Raw genomic sequence first — 18,782 nt, forward strand, 5'->3', positions numbered from 1 at the left:
ATGAGCAGGTGCCTTCACGGGTAAGCTTGCGGCTGTAAACTGCTTTTAATGATAAAGCGCTTTCTATTTGTGGCTAATCTGGTAGATATAGTTTTTAGCTTACTGTTTGCTACATAGAAGCGCGAACGACTTACTGTAGTGTTTTAGCCGTCATACTCATTTAAAGGCCGTGATCTATTATGAAATCTGTATTCGATTATTTACGCTTAATACTATTTGTCTCAGGGGTATTACTTGGCGTGCAAGTGCCTGCTTTTGTTGATCAGTATGGTCAGCGATTGCAAGCTCATACCCAAGAAGCAAAATTGAGTTTAGCCGAGTTTGAGCAAGATGCAGATCGATTTTTTGCTGGTGATATTCAACAGCTCATAGCCCATTATCAGCATAACCCTGACCAAGTTTTTAGTGCAGGTGGCGACAGTATTCAAGCCATTTATCAACGTTATCAGTTGCTAAATGGGGCACTTATGCAGTTCAATCAAACGGCTTTTAGTGGTTTTGAACAGGTGGCATTTGAGCCAATGAAAGATATACGCCAAGAGGTATGGCACAACTTTAGCCATACCATCATGCTCGATACACGGGCGATAACCATAGGTTTAGTGCTCGGTTTTTTATTATCACTGATATGTGAACTTTGTTTGCTGGGTTGTGGCAAAGGCTGTCGACATGCATATCGAGCACTAAAACCGACATCGGTTAAAGTGAACTCACAATAAGCTCAACGCGAACAACAGCTAAAGCCCATACAGTTACTCAGTGTTTGTAATGCTGCTTTAGCGCTATGCTGTTGAGCACATTATTCAATAAATAAGGATTTACCATGATTGAACAAGGACACACGTTACCTGCAGGCACCTTAGGCGAATTAACCGCAACAGGCATGGTAAGTCATGATGTTAGTGCGTTATTTTCTGGTAAAAAGGTGGTGTTATTTGCTGTACCGGGTGCTTTTACACCCACTTGCTCAGAAGCGCATTTACCGGGTTTTGTGGTGCTTGCTGATCAACTTAAAGCTAAAGGGGTTGATGCCATTGCTTGTGTATCTGTCAATGATGCCTTTGTAATGAAAGCCTGGGGGGATGCGCAAAATGCCAGTGAACTCATGATGCTAGCAGATGGCGATGCAAGTTTTACCAAAGCATTAGGTTTAGATATGGATACCGCAGGCTTTGGCGGTATTCGCTCCCAGCGTTATGCGATGATTGTCGATAATGGTGTGGTAACCAGCTTAAATGTGGAAGCGCCAAAGTCTTTTGAAGTCAGTACTGCAGAAGCGATATTGAGCGCTCTGTAAAACTGCATGTAAGAATGCTTCTATCAGCTTGGCTGATTTGTATGCCTGAGTTGTAGCTATGAGTCGTCAATTAATGAAGCCAGCGCTGATGTCGCTGGTTTTTTTATTTGGCTTATACTGAATTGCTATTTTTCTAATCACTCAAGGATAAAAGAGTCGAAAAACATTGATCTAAATCAAATGCATGTTTAACATCTATCAAAACATGCATTATAAATACATATTAGAGGTTGTTTATGTTAGATCAACATACGATTGACGTTGTTAAAAGCACCATTCCCTTATTAGAGTCAGCTGGTCCTGCGCTGACGACGCATTTTTATCAACGTATGTTTGAACATAATCCCGAGTTAAAAGATGTATTTAACTTGACCCATCAGCATTCTGGCGGACAACCGCTTGCCTTATTCAGTGCGGTGGCCGCATACGCAAAAAATATCGATAATCTTGCTGTGCTAGGCTCAGCAGTGGAGCGCATTGCCCATAAGCATACGGGTTTTTTAATTAAACCTGAGCAATATGCCATTGTTGGTGGTCACCTGTTAGCTACCTTAGAAGAGCTAGGTGGTGAAGCGGTTACAGAAGAAGTACTCACGGCCTGGGGCAAGGCTTATAGTTTTCTTGCCGACATCTTCATCAACCGTGAAGCTCAGCTTTACCTGCAAACAGCACAGGCTCAAGGTGGCTGGGAAGGGACTCGCCGTTTTGTCATAAAGTCGAAAACCCCAGAGTCAACGCTGATCACTTCGTTTTTGTTAGTGCCTGAAGATGGTAAAGAAGTGATCGACTTTATTGCTGGTCAATACTTGAGTGTATCGCTTGAGCATGATGAACTTGAATTTAAAGAAATTCGTCAGTACTCGTTATCAGATGCGCCTAATCGCAATACTTATCGCATCAGTGTGAAGCGAGAAGCGGGCGGTAAAGTATCTAATCTGCTCCATGATCATTATCAGCAAGGTGATGTCATTGAGGTGGTTGCGCCAGCGGGCGATTTTTCGCTGATAGCAGAAGAAAGCCCTGTGATACTGATTTCAGCAGGTGTGGGTCAAACGCCGATGATGAGCATGTTAAACCAGCTTATTGCTCAAAAATACGCAAATAACATCACTTGGATACATGCTTGTGATAATGGCGCAGTACATGGCTTTAAAGAGGTAATTAAGGCAAAGACAATCGCTAATGAGCAGCTGCAAAGCTATGTTTGGTATCGTGAGCCAGCAGCACAGGATTTACCAGCAGAAGATTTTGATTTTGAAGGTACTGTAGAACTCGAAAAAATCGCTGAGCATATGTTACCCAATGGGCAATATTACTTCTGTGGTCCTATTGGTTTTATGAAAGCCGTTAAGCAGCAATTATTAGCGCTTAATGTGCCAGAATCACAACTGCATTATGAAGTATTTGGCCCTCATGCTGATTTATAATGGCTGAGGCTTAACTAAAAAAGCGACTCTATGAGTCGCTTTTTTTTATGCTTATTTTTGGGTATTAATGACGGCTAATAGGCAGCCACACTTGGGCATGCAGCCCGCCTTCTGGGCGGTTTTTAAGGAGGATTTTACCGTGATGCCTATCGATAATACGTTTAACTATCGCTAACCCTAACCCTGAACCCACAGAGCCTCTAGCGCTATCGCCTTGGGTAAATGGCTGGAATAGTTCATCAATTTTAGTTTCATTAATACCAGGGCCATTATCTTCAACAATAAAGCTGACGTATTTGGCTTTATGGATTGAGCTAATTTTTATCCAGCCGCCACCGTAGCGAAAGCCGTTTTCAACAAGATTACTTAATACCCGTTTAATGGCCACACTTTGAAAGGACACCATAGGGCCTTCTTGCAATTGCAGCTCGATATCACCTTGTCGATGCATTTCTTGTTGGGCGATTTCGCGAATAAGGCGGTTGATATCATTGGGTTCCCGGGCGCTTTCTTGGTCATGGCGCACATAGGCAATAAACTGATTAATGATGTCGTCCATGTCTTCAATATCGGTGATGATGCCATCTTTTAGATATTGATCTTCTTCCACCATCATTTCAGATGCTAGGCGAATACGAGTCAGTGGTGTGCGTAAATCGTGGGAAATCCCCGCCATCAATAGCGCGCGATCTTGCTCCAACTGCTTCATGCTGTGAGACATTTGATTAAAGGCGTGAGTCACTTCAACGATTTCAGAAGAGCCGCTTAAGGGCAATGGCGCAGGAAATTCCCCTTTTGATACTGTAAAGGCCGCTCGCTGTAGGCGTTTAAGTGGTTTATTAAGACGCCGAGCAAATAACCAGCCTCCAGCGACACTTAAGGCGCCAATAACCAATAAATATAAGGTCAGTGGCGATAAATCATTTTCGTTTATGCCAGTCAGCGGTACTTTAATCCACACCGAGGTGGCTTGAGGTGGACGGATCCACACTTCTAACTGAGTCCCTTGGGAAAAGCGCACTTCTGCTTCTCCGCCTAAATACTCAGACATTTGTGCAGATAAAAATCCATAGTAGGTCGCACTGTCTACCCCAGCTTCAATGGCGCCTTGTTGGTTATAGACTTTCATCTCATCGTCACGCACTTTGGCGTTTAGGGCATCGACAATGGTGAGGTGTTCACGGCTGATCTCTACGCCATCAATAAATAATAAGTTGATTTGCCGTGCGATCAGTTGATTGATTTGTTCGTAACTGGGTTTAATGAAATAAACCGTCACAGATAAATAAGACACCAACTGATTAATCAGTAGCAAGCTACCAATTAATAGTACGGTTTGACTGAATGAATTACGTGGCAGGAAACGCTGCCACCACTTCAGTTTTATGGCTTGAGCTTGGCTAATAAGGCTTAACCTCGAGCGGTGCCGTCAGGCACGAACACATAACCTAAACCCCAAACCGTTTGGATATAGCGGGGATTAGCAGCATCGACTTCAATTAAGCGGCGCAGACGGGATACTTGTACGTCAATTGAGCGCTCAAGTGCAGAGTAGTCACGGCCACGGGCAAGGTTCATTAGTTTGTCCCGCGATAGTGGCTCCCTAGGGTGTGAAACCAACACTTTTAATACCGCAAACTCGCCACTGGTTAAGGCAATGCTTTTATCTTCATGAAACATCTCACGAGTGGCGAGGTTAAGGGAAAACTCACCAAAGCTAATGACTTCTTCTTGTTGCGCTGGCGCACCTGGTACTTCAGCCGTTTGACGGCGCATAACGGCTTTAATACGTGCGAGCAATTCCCGCGGATTAAACGGCTTAGGTAAGTAATCATCAGCGCCAAGCTCTAGACCAATAATACGGTCAACTTCGTCGCCTTTGGCGGTCAGCATAATAATAGGAATGGGATTTTCTTGTTGGCGTAAGCGGCGACAAATCGATAATCCATCTTCACCGGGAAGCATTAAATCTAACACTAACAGGTGGAAGTTTTCTCGCTCTAATAAGCGGTCCATTTGCTCGGCATTTGCTGCACTGCGAACTTGGTAACCTTGCTCCAGCAGATAACGTTCCAATAATGATCTGAGTCGCATGTCATCATCGACAACGAGAATTTTAGATGTTTCTTGGCCCATGACATATCCTTTGGCTAAATTTCGGCACTAAATACAGTTATTAAGCTAAATATAGCGACTTTATAAGAGTGCAAACAAGCGCTGGATGAATTGTTTGCTAATTGTGAGGGGTAATATGATCAATAACAAGGATTAAGTCTATGAAAAAAAGTGATTTTAATGGCATTAAATTGATTAAGGGAAATTGTAACTAAATCAGTTTTTACGCAATAAGGTTGAACAGGAGTCAATCACGCCATCATCATTACTGTCCAATAAAAAAATAAGCTGGTTATCGTGCAGCTTAATATTAAACGCGGCAGCGGCGATATCATTTAAGCGGTTAAAGCCGATTTGTTGGTTATCATCGTATTCAGCTTGAAAGTAGACTTCGCCTGAGTCCATTTGGTGTTGATATTGACCCCACTCCATGCCGGTATTTTCATCATCATGATCCAAGTTGATTTGTAATTGCACATACAAGCCATTATTGAGCATCAATACCGCAAATAAATCATCGAACTCCTGATTGTACCAATAACCTTCAATACTTTGAGCCTGCAGCTGATGATATTCAATAATGACATCAATTGAGCTGTCGCTTTGGGAGTCCATATTGAGCTGTAAGCGCTCGGCACTGGCATTGATATAGACATGGCTTTTACTACGGTCAGTGAGCAATGTTATCAAGCCTTCTGCAGGATTATTACTGAAGGTGGGGTTAAAACTAATGATCAGCGGTAAGTCAGCAAAGTTGCTGCTTTCAGATAAGGTATAACTGCCCCATTCGGCAAAGCTATTTTCAGGCTGGAGTAGGTCAAGCCCCAGTTGCAGGTAGGAGCCGTCTTCATTGATTTGTAATAGCTCAATGTAATCTGTTTGCTGATTGAGCCAGTTACCGACAATATTTTGCGGTACATAGCTCAGCGCCATTAGCTTAAAGCTAACAACAAGCAGTCCAACAGCCCAAAAGATTTTACTGTACATAAAAAATCCTTTTATTCATCTTATTCAAAGCTCGCTTCCATGCAGGTATTAGGGGGTGAATGGACTTTTGCTTGAAAGCTCAGCGATTTGGCTATAGACAGTACTATTATCAGCGCTTGAACCAAGATTAAAAACTAAGCGCTAAAGCACTATATATCGTTAAGGCCAGCTAAATAAATACAACTTTAAGTCTAGTTAAATATATCGATAGGGCAAATGTTAGTCGCTAAAACAGCCTTAAACTGCATGCTTTGCAGTGCAAAATTCTACTTTTGTTTGAGGCTTTGAGGTTTTCTATTAGCTAAACGGTGTAGGATATTTTATTGATATACCAATCTTGGGGGCCATTGGGGGTGGGAACAACGGCATCATCATCGATTTCTTTTTTCAATAATGCCCGCGCCATGGGTGAATCAATGGAGATATAGCCTTTGGCATCGCCATAAATTTCATCGGGACCAACTATACGAAATGCCAGTGTGTCGCCAGCATCATTTTCAATTTCGACCCAAGCGCCAAAGAACACTTTACCTTCTTGCTCAGGAGCATACTCAACCACTTTTAAGTTTTCGATACGCTTACGTAAAAACCGCACTCGGCCATCAATTTGTCGTAATAAACGTTTATTCTCTTTGTAGTCAGCGTTTTCGGAGCGGTCACCAAGGCTCGCCGCCCAAGTCACTTTTTTGGTGATTTCAGGGCGATATTCACGCCATAAATAGTTCAGCTCAGTTTTGAGTTTGGTCATCCCTTCAGGGGTGATGAGATTGGTTTTCACGTTGCTAGCCTTGAATAAATGAATCAACGAATGGTAAATATACTGGGTATTAAGAGGATCGCCAATGGCGTAATGATGAGTTTATGAAAATAGCTTAGCAGGTGAACATTTTTACGACAGCAAACGCATTTTTACGAAGTTATACGTTACATAGCCATTTTTAGTTGTGATATGAAAGAGGGGGGGCTTACTGGCTGTGCATCCAGATCCAAATTGGACAGTATGCATTAGCTGATAATGGCTACAAGTCATTTCTTTTAGGTTATGTCTGGGCCACATTTGCGCAGAATGGCATGCTGTGAGCTTTGCTTTTAAAATATTAAGAGCAATCAAATTTGGTTAATTGCTCTCATGGTAGTCCTATCTGTTGGCTGTTTTTTAAGCCAATGTTTTATGACTCTGATTTATGACGCTGGTTTATGAATTTTCTGTTTGGAGTTTTATTTGTAAATCGTTCAGAGTGATACCGATTAACAGACCGACTCCGCGGTAGAACTCAGTTTGTGAATGTGTATCGACACATCGAATAAATTGAGGTAACCATGGCTTTAAGTGATCGCAGATGAGCATAGATGCCAAATCGGATCTATTTTCACTGAGCAAATTTGCAAGTACCGCAAGTATTAACCCAATATGATCACTTGGCCCTTTTTGAGGTGGTGTGACGTCGATTTTATTTCGTTTGCAAAACTGTTCAAATTCAACACAACTTTGCCCACAAACTAGGTTATCTTTATCTGTGTAAACAGAGCCCCATGGGTAAGCCGATTTAACGCCAGGACCAACAAAGAGTTGGTTAAAATCATTTCGCAATTCAGTGAAACTGTGTTTGTTCAACGAACGTTTCATTTCATCGCAAATATCTTCTGTAGGCGTGATCAGCTGAGGCCAGTTTAAGATGATTTCATCGTTAATGCGTTGATACATATTTTCAGTAGGCGTATTTAATAGCATACAAGATAGTACATTACAGATAGCAGCTGAATTTTCAAAGTCGACTTGGTTCATTTCTATCTCTGTAGTTATTTTCACTTAAAGTAAGCATGGGTGATACCCACCCATGCTTTATTACTTACAAGGCTTACACTTCGTTTATGTTTTGAATCGAACCGTCAGAGCGGTCATTATAACGATTAACGGTGATCAGTAAGTTAGGGTCAGTAATGCTACTACTTGGTAGTGGATTTGCTTCACCTCTTACAGCCTCTGGATATTTTTGCTCTAGGATGTCAATAGTGTCGAAGTCCAACGCACGTTGTGGGCATGACTCAACACAAGACGGTTTTTTACCAAGTGCAATTCTGTCTTTACAGCCGTCACATTTAGTCATTACTTTACGTCGAGTATCCAGCTGTGGTGCATCATATGGACAAGCACGTGCACAGCTAGAGCAACCAATACAAAGATCTGTTGCAATGTCGACTAAACCATCTTCACGGCGCTTATGCATCGCACCTGTTGGGCAGCTTTTTACGCAAACAGGAGTATTACAATGGTTACAGCTAATAGAAACGTAGTAAGCAAATACGTCATTAATGTATACGCCATCAGCGACTTCTTGGAAGCTACCGCCGCCATACTTATAAGTGCGGCGTAAAAGTGGCCCTATATCGATATCATTCTTATCTTTACAGCTAATTTGACATGTCTTACAACCACTACATTTTTGTGTATCTATATGAAAACCATATTGGGTAGAATTATTCATAATATCTTCTCGTTACCGTCAGTTATGCTAGGCGGATTTCAACTAAGTTAGTGTGTTGTGGGTTACATTTACCAATAGGTGTTGGGTGATATTTGGTTAATGAGTTAACGTTGCCACCAATGTCGACTTTGCCAGTCAAGTTATCGCTATTTAACCAAGCACCTTGAGCCAGCGAGGTGACACCTGGCATGATCAATGGAGTGACTTTAGCGGCAATAATGACACTGCCTCGACTATTTTTAATTTCAACTTTAGCGCCATCAGTGATACCGCGTTCAGCTGCATCTTTAGGGTTGATCCACACGGCATCTTCATAGGACTCTTGAAGCCATTTAATATTATGGAAACTAGAATGAGTGCGACTTTTGGTATGATGACCAATTAGCTGTAGCGGGTATTGCTCACGTGTTTCAGTGTCTTCGTAGCTTTCCCAAGTTTTATGATACATAGGGATAGCTGGAATAGAGTCACCTTCAGGTAGATCCCAACTCGTTGACATTTCAGCTAATGTTTCTGAGTAAATTTCAACTTTACCGCTTGGCGTGTTTAATTTATTTGCATCTGGATCCGAGAAGAATGCACTAAATGCGATGTTTTTAAATTCAGGGTTGGCTATTTTATATAAACCGCCTTCTACAAGATCTTTATAATCTGGTAGTTTGGTATTGTTAGCTTGATCGCGCTGATAAAGCTCAGTTAACCATTGGTTGTAATCTTTACCCTCAAATACAGCGCCTTCTTTACCCAAGCGTTTCGCTATTTCATAGGTCACTTCAAAGCAGCCTTTAGCATCTACAGGGCTGTCTACAGAAGTAGTCATAGGAATAACCGTCTCTTGGTTAGTCCCACCAAATGCACTGACATCGGTATGTTCTAAATCAGTGAAATCAGGTAACAGGATATCGGCGTATTTTGCACTTGGTGTCATAAAGACATCGTGTACTAAAATAAATAGCTCATCCGTTTCTCTGCTAGCTAAAAGCTCATGTGTTGCAAATGAATCTGAATGCTGATTTATCAGTGCGTTGCCTGCATAGTTCCAAATGAATTTGATATTACTATCAAGTTTATCAACGCCTTTTAAGCCATCTTTCTCAGGCGTGAACTCAGTACCACGCTCAATAGCATCACTCCAAGTGAAGAACGAAATGCTGCCAGGGTAAGGATTATTACCTTTAGGAGAAAGGCTAATTGAACTTCTTCCGTGACCAGGCCAGGTACCAGAGTTTGTACCTTGAATGCCCACCTTACCTAGTAGTAGAGGTAGCATTACAATTGAACGTACGCTTTGCTCACCAATAGCATGGCGTTGTGGACCTAAGCCTTGGCAAATAAATGGGGTTGATGCATTCATCAAATCTCGTGCTAGATCTTCAATATCACTAGCTGCAATACCGGTAATTTTTTCAGCCCAAAGTGGGGTTTTCGCAATACCATCTTCACCTAAACCTAGGATGTGTGACTTATAATCGCTCCCAGCTTTTGCAGTTGCAGGTAAGGTATCGCTATCAAAACCGATGCTGTATTTGTCTAAGAAGGCTTTATCAGCTTTGCCCTGGTTAATAATCTCATAGGCAACAGCTTCACATAGCGCTGCATCAGTACCTGGACGAATCGCCAGCCATTTGTCTTCTTTTCCCAAAGATGAGTCAGAGTAGCGAGGGTCGATCATGATGACCTTTTTACCCTTTGTACAAGTACTCCAATCATAAGTACCGCCACCGCCACTCATACGAGTTTCAGCAGGGTTAAAACCAAATGCGACCACTAAATCACTGTGGAACATTTCAGTGTAAGTACTTGAAGCATTCCCACCATAAGTATGCGACATAGCAGCTAATTGTTGTGATGAACTATAAGTACCGTAGTGGCTTAAGTAGCCGCCCATCTCACATAATAATTTAGCGCCCCATTGACCTGCCCAGCGCCAGTCACCGCCAGAATAATTAGCGTATAGGCGGCCGGTTCCGTAATGAGGATATACCGCTGAAGGGCCCGCTTCGTTGTACACTTTTTGAAGGTTTTCAGCTATGGTGCTGAAAGCTTCATCCCATGAACAAGGAACGAAACTGCTCGTATGACCACGTGGGCCAACACGTTTCATCGGACCGTTAAGTCGGTCTGGAGAGTAAACTTTTTTACGGCTTGAGCGACCTTTTAAACAGGCTCTCACTTGGTGCGTACCAAACTCATCACCACCGACATCATCGGTTTCAACACGAGTAATTTTACCGTCAACGGTAATAACTTTTAATGGACAGTTATGGCCACAGTTACAAGTGCAGCAAGACCAATCTATTTTCTCATCAACAGGTGGCGGAGTTGGGGTGACATTGGCATCATCTGAACTGGTTTTACAACCAGTTACCGTTGCTGCGCAGCTTAATGCGGCGCTGGCTTTTAAAAAACTTCTACGTTCCATTGGTATATCCTCTCGTAGCATTAACGATGCGGCTTAGCGCAATTGGTAGGTAAACGACAACATCACTTGGTGTGCGTTGTAGTTATGGTTGATATCACCCAGAGTAATCATCCCCGGAATATCATTGACCCCTACGTTGGCTGCATCGGTATCGAAATAGCGTTCATAGCGGTAAGTTAATTTCAGTGCCATTTGCTCGCTCAAGGCGTAATCGGCGTACATGCTGGCACTGTGGTTGTATGAGTAGTAATCCCCATACGGATTAGTGGTATCGGCGGTGACATCAGTGTCACTGATTGAGTTACTGAATAAGTAATCAATGCCTAAGGTGAGCTTGTCTTGCATCAGGCCGCTGTAGCTTGCGCCTGCGCCTAAGTTGATAAATTCATCTTCAATGTCAGCCATCCAATCTGCTGCGCCAAAGCTTTGGCTGCCTGCTTGATTGGAGTTAATCCATTGCTGTCCAGCAAACACGTAACCATCAACATGCTGATTAAAGGCGATGTTAAGGTTAGCGTCATAACCGTAATCTTCAGATTCAGTCAGGCCGATTTGGGTATCGTCATACTCGTCTTGGGCATAACGGCTGCTGATGTCCAGACTCATCCAGTTGATAGGGGTGTAGTTCACCTTTAATTCAACGGCGTTGCGGGTGCGGTCAGCTAAATAGTACTTGCGCAGCAGGGCGTTATTTTCAGATGAGGTCAGCTCATTGGCTTCATAGTCAGAGCCACTGCGATTAGCGTGCTCGGCTTTAAGATTAAAATTAACCTTGTCTAAGGCGCGGACATTGAATTTTAGCCATAGGTTGTCGTCATTGGTTTGCTCGCGGTCACTGAAGGTGCGTTCCACTTCTTTGCGGTCGTAACCGGCTTGTAAGCGGTAGCCACTGGCGATGCGGTAACTGGCATTGACTTTATAGGTGTTACGTTCAATATCTTGCGGGGTATTTTGTCTAAAGGCGCCAGTTAAGCTATTGAAGTTGTATTGGGCAAATTCAGCGGTTGAGCTTTTATTATCACGCTTGCTGTAATCAACGCTGCCGCCTAAACGTAAACGGTTAGTGAGCATCGAGGTCAGCGCAAAACGACCATCAAGGGTGTCAATTTGACCATCCCAGTTTTGTAGCGGGTTACCCGTTACTTGAATGAGGTTGTCATCTTGTATCATCCGGCCTGTCACAATGCGGCCGTTCATCACGGTGCGATTGAGCTGGTACTGACCTGATAACGCCACCTGGTGGGCTTGGTTATCTGGCGCTGCTGAGTACACATCATTGGCATAAGGCAAGCTTAAGTGGTCGATATTGTTTTGATAATAACTGCCAAAGTAGCTCAGCTCAGTGAGCCAGTTTTCACCAGATAAGTTCACCCCAGCATCTAACTGCTTAGTGCGAGAATCGGTTGGTAAGCCAAAGTTAATCGGGCTTGGTGATACCAGGCTGGCTGATTTATGGCCGGTTTTATCTTCTTGGCTGTATTTCACAAAGGCGCCATAGAAGTCTTGACCGTACTCCATGCCGAGGGCCACTTTTTCGCGGCGCTGAGCTAAGTCGAAGCTGTTGATGGCATCAGATGGGGTTAACATGCCATCGTTGTGCCATAGACTACTTTCTACATCACCGGCTTTATAGGTTTTAATCGCATCATAATCGAGGCTAAATTCATACAAGCCAGCTTTACCGCCAGACACGTGAGCAAAGCCATTATCCATGCCTAGCTGATGGGCTTGGATACGGGCTTGATAACCTGACTCGCTTTGGTAGCGCACATCACCACTGACGGCAGCAATGCCGCCATCTTTGGCAGTGCCTAAGGCATTACCAGCGTGAATATCGCCGATGTCGTTATACCCGGCAGCAACACTGACTTCACCGCTATAACCGACTAGGTTAGTGCAGCGTTTACATTCATATTTATGGGTATTAACCGCGGTGGTATTGGCGTTGCCAACCCCGAAGTTCGCTGCCATGCCAGAGGTCGATACCGCCAGCAGTGACAGGGTAATAAGATTCAATTTAAATGACATAATCTTGCTCTCCATTAGCGTTGCAGCAGACTGCCAGCTGGGTGATTAGAACCATGAATTTGGTTGTGACAGTTAAGGCAGCTTTTTCCACCACCAAAGGCATCCATCCCCGGCTCAGGTACAACGCGAGAGGCGTGACCATCGGGTGCATGACATTGCTGACATAACTGCGGTGCGCGGCTATCAAGCATATTGTCGTTGACGCTGCCGTGGGGGTTATGACATGACACGCAGCTTTCAGTCACCGGGGCGTGTTCCCATAGGAATGGGCCGCGTTTTTCGGCGTGACAGCTATAACAAGTGTCATTAACGGTTGGTTTAACTAAGGCGTTTTCACTCATTGAACCGTGGGGAGCATGACAATCAATACAGGTCATTTGGTCCCATTTCATTGGGTGTGATGAGCGCTTGTTCATGTCGGCTTTTTCTTGGGTGTGACATGAGGTGCAGGTGTCATTAACCGACAGTTTATCTAATGCAGGATCTGTGGCTGCGTGAATGGTGTGACAATCACTACAGGCAATTTCTTCGAGATTATGGGTGCTGGTATGCCACGCCATTTGCTCTGGGTCGTTATGACAGCCTTGGCACACGGTGTTTTGGGTTGGGGCAGACAATTTGCTGTCTTTACCAAAAGCAATCATCGGCTCTTTACCGCCGCGATTATGCTGGCCTTGTGGGCCATGACAAGCTTCACACTGTAGGCCTGCCATAGGTGAGTCGCTGCTGGCAATGTTACCGTGCACGCCATCAAATATGTCCATGACGGTTTCATTTTTACGGTGACAGGTTAGGCAGTTGTCGGCGCCTTTAGGGGAGTAGTTTCCTTCAGCGAACTTCTCAACTAACTGTTGTTCTAATTGTGTTGAGCTGAGGTCATCCCATGGGGTGGCATTAGCGCTGGTATGGGGAATTAATATTGAAGAAGCGCCAATTATTAATGCAAGGATCATTTTTTTCATAAATGTCATTCCCTTAAATTATTAAATAAGTCATTAGGTGTTTTATATGGGCGCTATTTTAGGTGAGATATTAACGATTATTCATTTGTTAAATATTGATGGTTTAATTTTGTGGAGTTCAGCAAGAAAGAGATTTAAATGTGATTTGTAGTGGGTTTTAGTTGGTAATAGTTTTCATTTGTAGTTAAAGCAATTTTTTTGATTTAATACCCACAATCAGGTACTAACTTATGTCTTAAAAAAAAGTTGTTTCTTTATAGTTTGAGCTTTGTGTTGATCTTGCTATCTTCAAGTGTTTATTTAGCAATCAAAGATGTAAGATCTGGTTCACAATTACATTAATTAATAATGTTAAATATAAAAAAGCGCGCAGATTATTAGAAATGAATAATGGCAATATTAAGCTGACCGCGTGTGATTGTGGTTTTACCGATCAGGGCAGATTAACTAAAATCTTTAATCAAACTATGGGCATTTCCCCAAGTGAATTCTTGCTGACTAAATAATACCTTAGCTGCCGATGAGTGACTGGTGAATCCGTTAGTTATTCACCAGTGGAGCCGCTTTTGCTACAGTCCTAATTACTTCAACTGCTATCACTTCAGCTAGTATCACTTCAACTACTATCGTTTCAACTACTATCGCAGTTAACATTTACCCATATTATATTGCTGTTTACGCTGTTGCTTGCGCTCAGATTCTAAACGCGCCATGGCGGTTAACACTCGTTGGCTGTTGTCTTGTAGCTTTGAGTTGGCGTATTGCGCATCATCACTAATGGTTTGTGCATAATGCACCGCCAGCGACATAATTAACTGCTCGGGTTGTGTCAGCAGTTTATGTTCCAGCTCCTTAATAAACATCAATAAAAAGCACTGAAACAAGGTATCAAAAACCTGCTCCATATCCATGCTGTAATGTTCATTTTTAGGCTTGGGCGGTAATTCGATCATCGCGGCGATGAGGCTACAGACTGTCGAGCAAGGCGTTGCGCCGACAAATAACTCACCAATGCCCTTATCTTGAGCAAAGTACTGTTGTAATTGCAGGGCAAAATCTGCTTTGTTCCACTGCTGGGCGACTGATCGAATGACACTCATAAGCTTTTCCTACTAGCGAAATAACCGCATTGGCATTGGGATGATATTTAATGTGTTAGCGAGTACTGTGTCAAAATCGCCTGCTAGTAGGGCGATGCCTTTATAGAAATCGGTTTCAGCATGTTTTATGGCGAGTTCGTGACAACGGCCCGACCATGGCAACATGTGTTGTTGCAATAACACCATAAGCGCTTCTTTAGCTGGCTTATTGTCTGGTTCATCAATTAATTGCTGCAATAATTGATCGATAACCGCATAGAACAAAGCGATATGGTCTACGGGTTGGTTAAATTTCAACTCGAAAATAATGCCTAATTGCTTGTAAAAGTTCATTAAGCTAATGGTCGACTTATCATTGAGAATTTGTTGTTCGCCTAGGTAAGTGGATCCCCAAGGCATAGCGTTAGGCTCGCCTGGTCCAAAATAAAGCTGGCCGTAATCAAGCTTAATGTCGTTGATTTTTTCAGGGTGCCATTGTGAGAAGAATTGACCTAATAATGACTTACCTTGCTTATTGGCCTCAGAGTCTTGTAGTGCAGGCCAGGTCAGGTTTAATTGATTGCTGACAAAATACTGGATTGAATCTTCGGTTGGATAGTCCAATAAAACGTTATGCAGTAAACGTGCAATAGCTTGTAGCTCTAGATAAGCGTCATCAGTGGTAGTGTCGGTCATTATGTCATTCCTGTTAAAAGGCGCCCCGAAGGGCGCCATCATTTAGTTATACTTCTGCAAAGTTGAGGATGTCACCTTGTTGGCCGCCATTTCTATTCGCTTTAATTATCAAATTAGGTGAAGTAATACCTTCTGATGGTAGGGGGGCGATATGGGCATCACCATTACCATATTTAGCTTTAATGTTTTCAACGGTATCAAAATCCATTACGCGCATTGGGCAAGAGTCAACACACATAGGCTTGCGGCCTTCTGCTAGTCGGTCGTAACAACCATCACACTTGGTCATCACTTTACGTTCTTGGTCTAATTGCGGTGCATCATATGGACAAGCTTTGGCGCAGCTGCTGCAGCCAATACATAAGTCAGTTGCCACATGAACTAAGCCGTCTTCACGACGTTTGTGCATCGCCCCCGTAGGACACGCCTTAACACAAACAGGCTCACTACAATGGTTACAGCCAATAGAAACATAGTAGCTAAACACATTTTGCTCAAATGAACCTGTTGCTGGGTCTACATTCCAGCTGCCGCCACCGTATTCATAAACACGACGCCAATTAACGCCATTTAATGCCGGTACGCCACCTTCAGTCGGTTTATTGCCTTCGCGAATAATACCACTTTGACGGTCTTTACAAGAAATATGGCAGGCTTTACAACCTGTACATTTAGTCGTATCAAGGTAGAAACTGTATTGAGTTGATTCGGTCATGGTAGCCTCCATTAAATAGCTTTACGAATTTGGACACGGTTTGTGTGCTGTGGATTGCCTTTAGCAATAGGAGTCGGTGCGTATTTGGTCAGCGAGTTAATTGCGCCGCCAATATCAATCACTTTACCTGTTGAACCTGTACGACCATTTGGATCGGGAGAGAACCAAGCGCCTTGACCTAAAGCAACAATGCCAGGGGCAACACGTGGGGTGATACGTACTACCACTTCAATTGAGCCGCGTTCGTTATACATTTCGATTTTGTCACCCGAAGTTACACCATATTCTTGGGCATCAATGGCGTTAATCCATACCGCATCTTCTACCGCTTCACGTAACCAAGGTACGTTGTGATAGCTTGAGTGAGTACGACCTTTAGTGTGGTAACCCGCTAATTGCAGTGGGTAATCTTCTTTAGTGTCTTCATCTTCGTAACCGTCCCAAGTCACTGTGTACTGTGGTAGTGGTGTGATGATGTCGCCTTTGTACTTGTCTTGTTCCCAGTTCGCTGCGCGCCAAGCAAGTTCAGCTGAATAGATTTCAATTTTGCCTGATGGCGTTGATAGTGCTTCGCCGCCATTGACGAAGCTTTCTAGTGCCACGTGACGATTATGAGTGTTGTTACGGAATAAACCGATGTCCTGTGCTTCTTTGTACGTTGCTGGGAAGGCTGGTTTGATATCTGCGTTACCGGCATTTGCTTTCGTTTGCTGATAAAGCTCTTCTAACCAATCATCTTCAGTTTTGCCTTCGGTAAATTCGGCGCCAACACCCATAGCATCAGCAATCATTGCTGATACTTGGTACATTGACTTACAGTCCCAAATTGGCTCTACAGCTGCTTTCATTGCAGTAATATAGTCAAGCGAACCAGATGCATATGAGTCATTAACTAAGTCATTTGATTCTAACCAAGAGGTATCAGGAATGATGATGTCGGCAAATTTAGCACCAGGCGTCATCCAACAGTCACAAGAGACAATTAATTCAACGCCGCTTTCATCTTTTAAGATTTCAGCCGTACCATTAATGTCTGCGTGTTGGTTCAGTAGTGAACTGTCAGATGCAGAGATGATCACTTTGATGTTGTTTCCAAGTGGGGTATCTAAACCGTCAGTACCGGTAACACCATGAGTACGAGCAGTCATGGTTTCACCATTGTGAATCGCTTCAGACCAGCAGAAGAATGAAATCTGTTCTTTAACTGGGTTAGCGCCAGTTGGGATCCCTGCACGGTATGCGCTTGTCATGTTTGGTAGCTCACCGTTTGATGAGCCCTCAACACCTAACTTACCAGCTAATACGCTAAGCATATAAATGGCGCGGACTGATTGCTCACCATTTGCCTGACGGTTAACGCCAGCGCCTGCAACTATGTAGGGTTTTTGGGCTGCCATTAAATCGTCAGCAAGCTGTTTTATTTTAGCTGCTGGAATACCAGTAATAGATTGGGCCCATTCTGGAGTGCGCGGGGCGCGATCGCTGTAGATACCCTGCGCCATGATGTAATCATAGTAGTTATCTTCAGAGTTCATATGCTGGGCATATTCAATTTTAGTGGCATCGCCGCTGGTTTCAAACGCTAGCTTTTGAGCAAGAATCGACGCTGCATCATAACCAACAGTATGGTTATTAATGAAGTCGATACTATTGCGCTCAACCCAACCAGAGCTGATCATGATGTATGCCATTGCTTCAGCAAGCGCAGCATCTGTTCCTGGACGGATCGGCAACCAAGTGCTTTCTTTACCTAACATTGAGTCGGTATAACGCGGGTCAATTAAGGTTACTTTTAGGCCGTTGTTACGTTGCAGTGCATTAAGATAATCATAACCTTCACCTGAACCTGATTGACGGATTTCACTTGGGTTATAAGCAAAACCTAATAAGAAGTCACTTTGATCTAAGGTTACTGTTGAAGAACCAGCAGTACTGCTAGTACCAAAGGTATGCTTAGCCGCTTCAATTTGCTGCGCCCAAGAGTAGTTACCGTAGTAGCTTAAGCAGCCGCCAACTAAGTTGAATAGACGGTTAAAGCAGGCGTTTGATGCAAAACCGTAATAAGCACCTGAACCGTAACTTCTAAAGATAGACTTGTTACCATGCTCAGCAATGGTTTTGTTTAGCTGGGTAGCAATAGTTGATGCTGCTTCTTCCCAAGTAATAGGAATAAATTTGCCTTCACCACGCTCGCCAATACGCTTCATTGGGGTTTTTAAGCGGTCAGTTGCATAGGTACGTTGACGTAATGAACGACCACGGGCACAGGCGCGGATTTGATGTAGGCCGTATTCATCTTCTACTTCATGATCCGCTTCAACGCGAGTAATGATGCCGTCTTGACTAAATACTTTTACTGGGCAGTTTGAACCACAGTTTACTAAGCATGCTGACCAAGTTAAGGTCTCATCAACAGGTACTTCTGGTGGTAGTGGCTCGGCATCTTTTGAGCTGGTGTTACAGCCGGTTACTGTTGCAGCGCAACCTAAAGCCGCACTCATTTTCAAGAAACTTCTGCGTTCCATTATTAAATCCTCTTACTAAAATTTTTTCAGCGCGTTGGTAACG

Annotated in this window: 17 protein-coding genes; 4 read left to right on the plus strand and 13 right to left on the minus strand. The window is 43.4% G+C overall.

Features of this window, described 5'->3' with window-relative positions:
• Positions 1-179 precede the first annotated feature (179 nt).
• The 3 genes from Q4546_RS05820 to hmpA all read left to right on the plus strand — a co-directional run bounded on the left by Q4546_RS05820 (position 180) and on the right by hmpA (position 2,724).
• Positions 180-719, plus strand: a complete 540-nt coding sequence (locus Q4546_RS05820; RefSeq protein WP_303445876.1) for a DUF2937 family protein — start codon at positions 180-182, stop codon at positions 717-719.
• A gap of 104 nt (positions 720-823) precedes the next feature.
• Complete coding sequence (locus Q4546_RS05825; RefSeq protein WP_303445877.1) at positions 824-1,297, plus strand: peroxiredoxin; 474 nt, start codon at positions 824-826, stop codon at positions 1,295-1,297.
• 236 nt (positions 1,298-1,533) lie between these two features.
• On the plus strand, positions 1,534-2,724 hold the full coding sequence (hmpA, locus tag Q4546_RS05830) for an NO-inducible flavohemoprotein (protein WP_303445878.1): 1,191 nt from the start codon (positions 1,534-1,536) through the stop codon (positions 2,722-2,724).
• A gap of 64 nt (positions 2,725-2,788) precedes the next feature.
• Here hmpA and envZ read toward each other — a convergent pair whose 3' ends face one another.
• The 9 genes from envZ to Q4546_RS05875 all read right to left on the minus strand — a co-directional run bounded on the left by envZ (position 2,789) and on the right by Q4546_RS05875 (position 13,724).
• Positions 2,789-4,111: a two-component system sensor histidine kinase EnvZ gene (gene envZ / locus Q4546_RS05835; RefSeq protein WP_303445909.1), complete on the minus strand. Its 1,323-nt coding sequence runs from the start codon at positions 4,109-4,111 to the stop codon at positions 2,789-2,791.
• A 23-nt stretch (positions 4,112-4,134) separates the two neighbouring features.
• A complete protein-coding gene (gene ompR / locus Q4546_RS05840; protein WP_102475949.1) occupies positions 4,135-4,860 on the minus strand; it encodes a two-component system response regulator OmpR in 726 nt (241 codons plus the stop codon).
• 195 nt (positions 4,861-5,055) lie between these two features.
• On the minus strand, positions 5,056-5,826 hold the full coding sequence (locus tag Q4546_RS05845; RefSeq protein ID WP_303445879.1) for a hypothetical protein: 771 nt from the start codon (positions 5,824-5,826) through the stop codon (positions 5,056-5,058).
• 301 nt (positions 5,827-6,127) lie between these two features.
• Positions 6,128-6,604 (minus strand): transcription elongation factor GreB, encoded by a 477-nt coding sequence (greB, locus tag Q4546_RS05850; RefSeq protein WP_303445880.1) that lies wholly within the window; start codon positions 6,602-6,604, stop codon positions 6,128-6,130.
• A gap of 417 nt (positions 6,605-7,021) precedes the next feature.
• Complete coding sequence (locus Q4546_RS05855) at positions 7,022-7,612, minus strand: molecular chaperone (RefSeq protein WP_102475947.1); 591 nt, start codon at positions 7,610-7,612, stop codon at positions 7,022-7,024.
• A gap of 73 nt (positions 7,613-7,685) precedes the next feature.
• Complete coding sequence (locus Q4546_RS05860; RefSeq protein ID WP_102475946.1) at positions 7,686-8,312, minus strand: DMSO/selenate family reductase complex B subunit; 627 nt, start codon at positions 8,310-8,312, stop codon at positions 7,686-7,688.
• 22 nt (positions 8,313-8,334) lie between these two features.
• Positions 8,335-10,734, minus strand: a complete 2,400-nt coding sequence (locus Q4546_RS05865; protein ID WP_102530987.1) for a DMSO/selenate family reductase complex A subunit — start codon at positions 10,732-10,734, stop codon at positions 8,335-8,337.
• Between the two features lie 33 nt (positions 10,735-10,767).
• A complete protein-coding gene (locus Q4546_RS05870) occupies positions 10,768-12,762 on the minus strand; it encodes an MtrB/PioB family decaheme-associated outer membrane protein (RefSeq protein ID WP_303445881.1) in 1,995 nt (664 codons plus the stop codon).
• Positions 12,763-12,776: 14 nt separating this feature from the next.
• The gene (locus Q4546_RS05875; protein ID WP_303445882.1) at positions 12,777-13,724 is read right to left on the minus strand and encodes a DmsE family decaheme c-type cytochrome; all 948 of its coding nucleotides are present in this window, start codon (positions 13,722-13,724) and stop codon (positions 12,777-12,779) included.
• A 341-nt stretch (positions 13,725-14,065) separates the two neighbouring features.
• Between Q4546_RS05875 and Q4546_RS19190 the strand changes: the two genes are divergently transcribed.
• Positions 14,066-14,230, plus strand: coding sequence for a helix-turn-helix domain-containing protein (locus tag Q4546_RS19190; RefSeq protein WP_368506617.1), 165 nt, complete (start codon positions 14,066-14,068; stop codon positions 14,228-14,230).
• A gap of 141 nt (positions 14,231-14,371) precedes the next feature.
• On the opposite strand, the gene Q4546_RS05880 is transcribed toward Q4546_RS19190, so the two are convergent.
• Genes Q4546_RS05880 through Q4546_RS05895 form a run of 4 tightly spaced genes read right to left on the minus strand, consistent with a single transcriptional unit; the run spans position 14,372 to position 18,739 of the window.
• Positions 14,372-14,824, minus strand: coding sequence for a hypothetical protein (locus Q4546_RS05880; RefSeq protein ID WP_303445883.1), 453 nt, complete (start codon positions 14,822-14,824; stop codon positions 14,372-14,374).
• Between the two features lie 12 nt (positions 14,825-14,836).
• On the minus strand, positions 14,837-15,499 hold the full coding sequence (locus tag Q4546_RS05885) for a molecular chaperone (RefSeq protein WP_303445884.1): 663 nt from the start codon (positions 15,497-15,499) through the stop codon (positions 14,837-14,839).
• Positions 15,500-15,545: 46 nt separating this feature from the next.
• The gene (locus Q4546_RS05890; RefSeq protein WP_303445885.1) at positions 15,546-16,214 is read right to left on the minus strand and encodes a DMSO/selenate family reductase complex B subunit; all 669 of its coding nucleotides are present in this window, start codon (positions 16,212-16,214) and stop codon (positions 15,546-15,548) included.
• Positions 16,215-16,225: 11 nt separating this feature from the next.
• Entirely contained in the window at positions 16,226-18,739 is a 2,514-nt protein-coding gene (locus Q4546_RS05895; protein WP_303445886.1) for a DMSO/selenate family reductase complex A subunit, read from the minus strand.
• Positions 18,740-18,782 lie beyond the last annotated feature (43 nt).

It is taken from the genome of Shewanella sp. 4_MG-2023 (genome assembly GCF_030548015.1).
GTDB lineage: Bacteria > Pseudomonadota > Gammaproteobacteria > Enterobacterales > Shewanellaceae > Shewanella.

Excerpts from the sequence above, each read along its gene's own strand:
- Q4546_RS05870 (WP_303445881.1), bottom strand. The coding sequence starts at position 12,762 with ATGTCATTTAAATTGAATCTTATTACCCTGTCACTGCTGGCGGTATCG.
- Q4546_RS05860 (WP_102475946.1), bottom strand. The coding sequence starts at position 8,312 with ATGAATAATTCTACCCAATATGGTTTTCATATAGATACACAAAAATGT.
- hmpA (WP_303445878.1), top strand. The coding sequence starts at position 1,534 with ATGTTAGATCAACATACGATTGACGTTGTTAAAAGCACCATTCCCTTA.
- ompR (WP_102475949.1), bottom strand. The coding sequence starts at position 4,860 with ATGGGCCAAGAAACATCTAAAATTCTCGTTGTCGATGATGACATGCGA.
- Q4546_RS05890 (WP_303445885.1), bottom strand. The coding sequence starts at position 16,214 with ATGACCGAATCAACTCAATACAGTTTCTACCTTGATACGACTAAATGT.
- Q4546_RS05865 (WP_102530987.1), bottom strand. The coding sequence starts at position 10,734 with ATGGAACGTAGAAGTTTTTTAAAAGCCAGCGCCGCATTAAGCTGCGCA.
- Q4546_RS05875 (WP_303445882.1), bottom strand. The coding sequence starts at position 13,724 with ATGAAAAAAATGATCCTTGCATTAATAATTGGCGCTTCTTCAATATTA.
- Q4546_RS05845 (WP_303445879.1), bottom strand. The coding sequence starts at position 5,826 with ATGTACAGTAAAATCTTTTGGGCTGTTGGACTGCTTGTTGTTAGCTTT.
- Q4546_RS05855 (WP_102475947.1), bottom strand. The coding sequence starts at position 7,612 with ATGAACCAAGTCGACTTTGAAAATTCAGCTGCTATCTGTAATGTACTA.
- Q4546_RS05880 (WP_303445883.1), bottom strand. The coding sequence starts at position 14,824 with ATGAGTGTCATTCGATCAGTCGCCCAGCAGTGGAACAAAGCAGATTTT.
- Q4546_RS05825 (WP_303445877.1), top strand. The coding sequence starts at position 824 with ATGATTGAACAAGGACACACGTTACCTGCAGGCACCTTAGGCGAATTA.
- Q4546_RS05820 (WP_303445876.1), top strand. The coding sequence starts at position 180 with ATGAAATCTGTATTCGATTATTTACGCTTAATACTATTTGTCTCAGGG.
- Q4546_RS05885 (WP_303445884.1), bottom strand. The coding sequence starts at position 15,499 with ATGACCGACACTACCACTGATGACGCTTATCTAGAGCTACAAGCTATT.
- Q4546_RS05895 (WP_303445886.1), bottom strand. The coding sequence starts at position 18,739 with ATGGAACGCAGAAGTTTCTTGAAAATGAGTGCGGCTTTAGGTTGCGCT.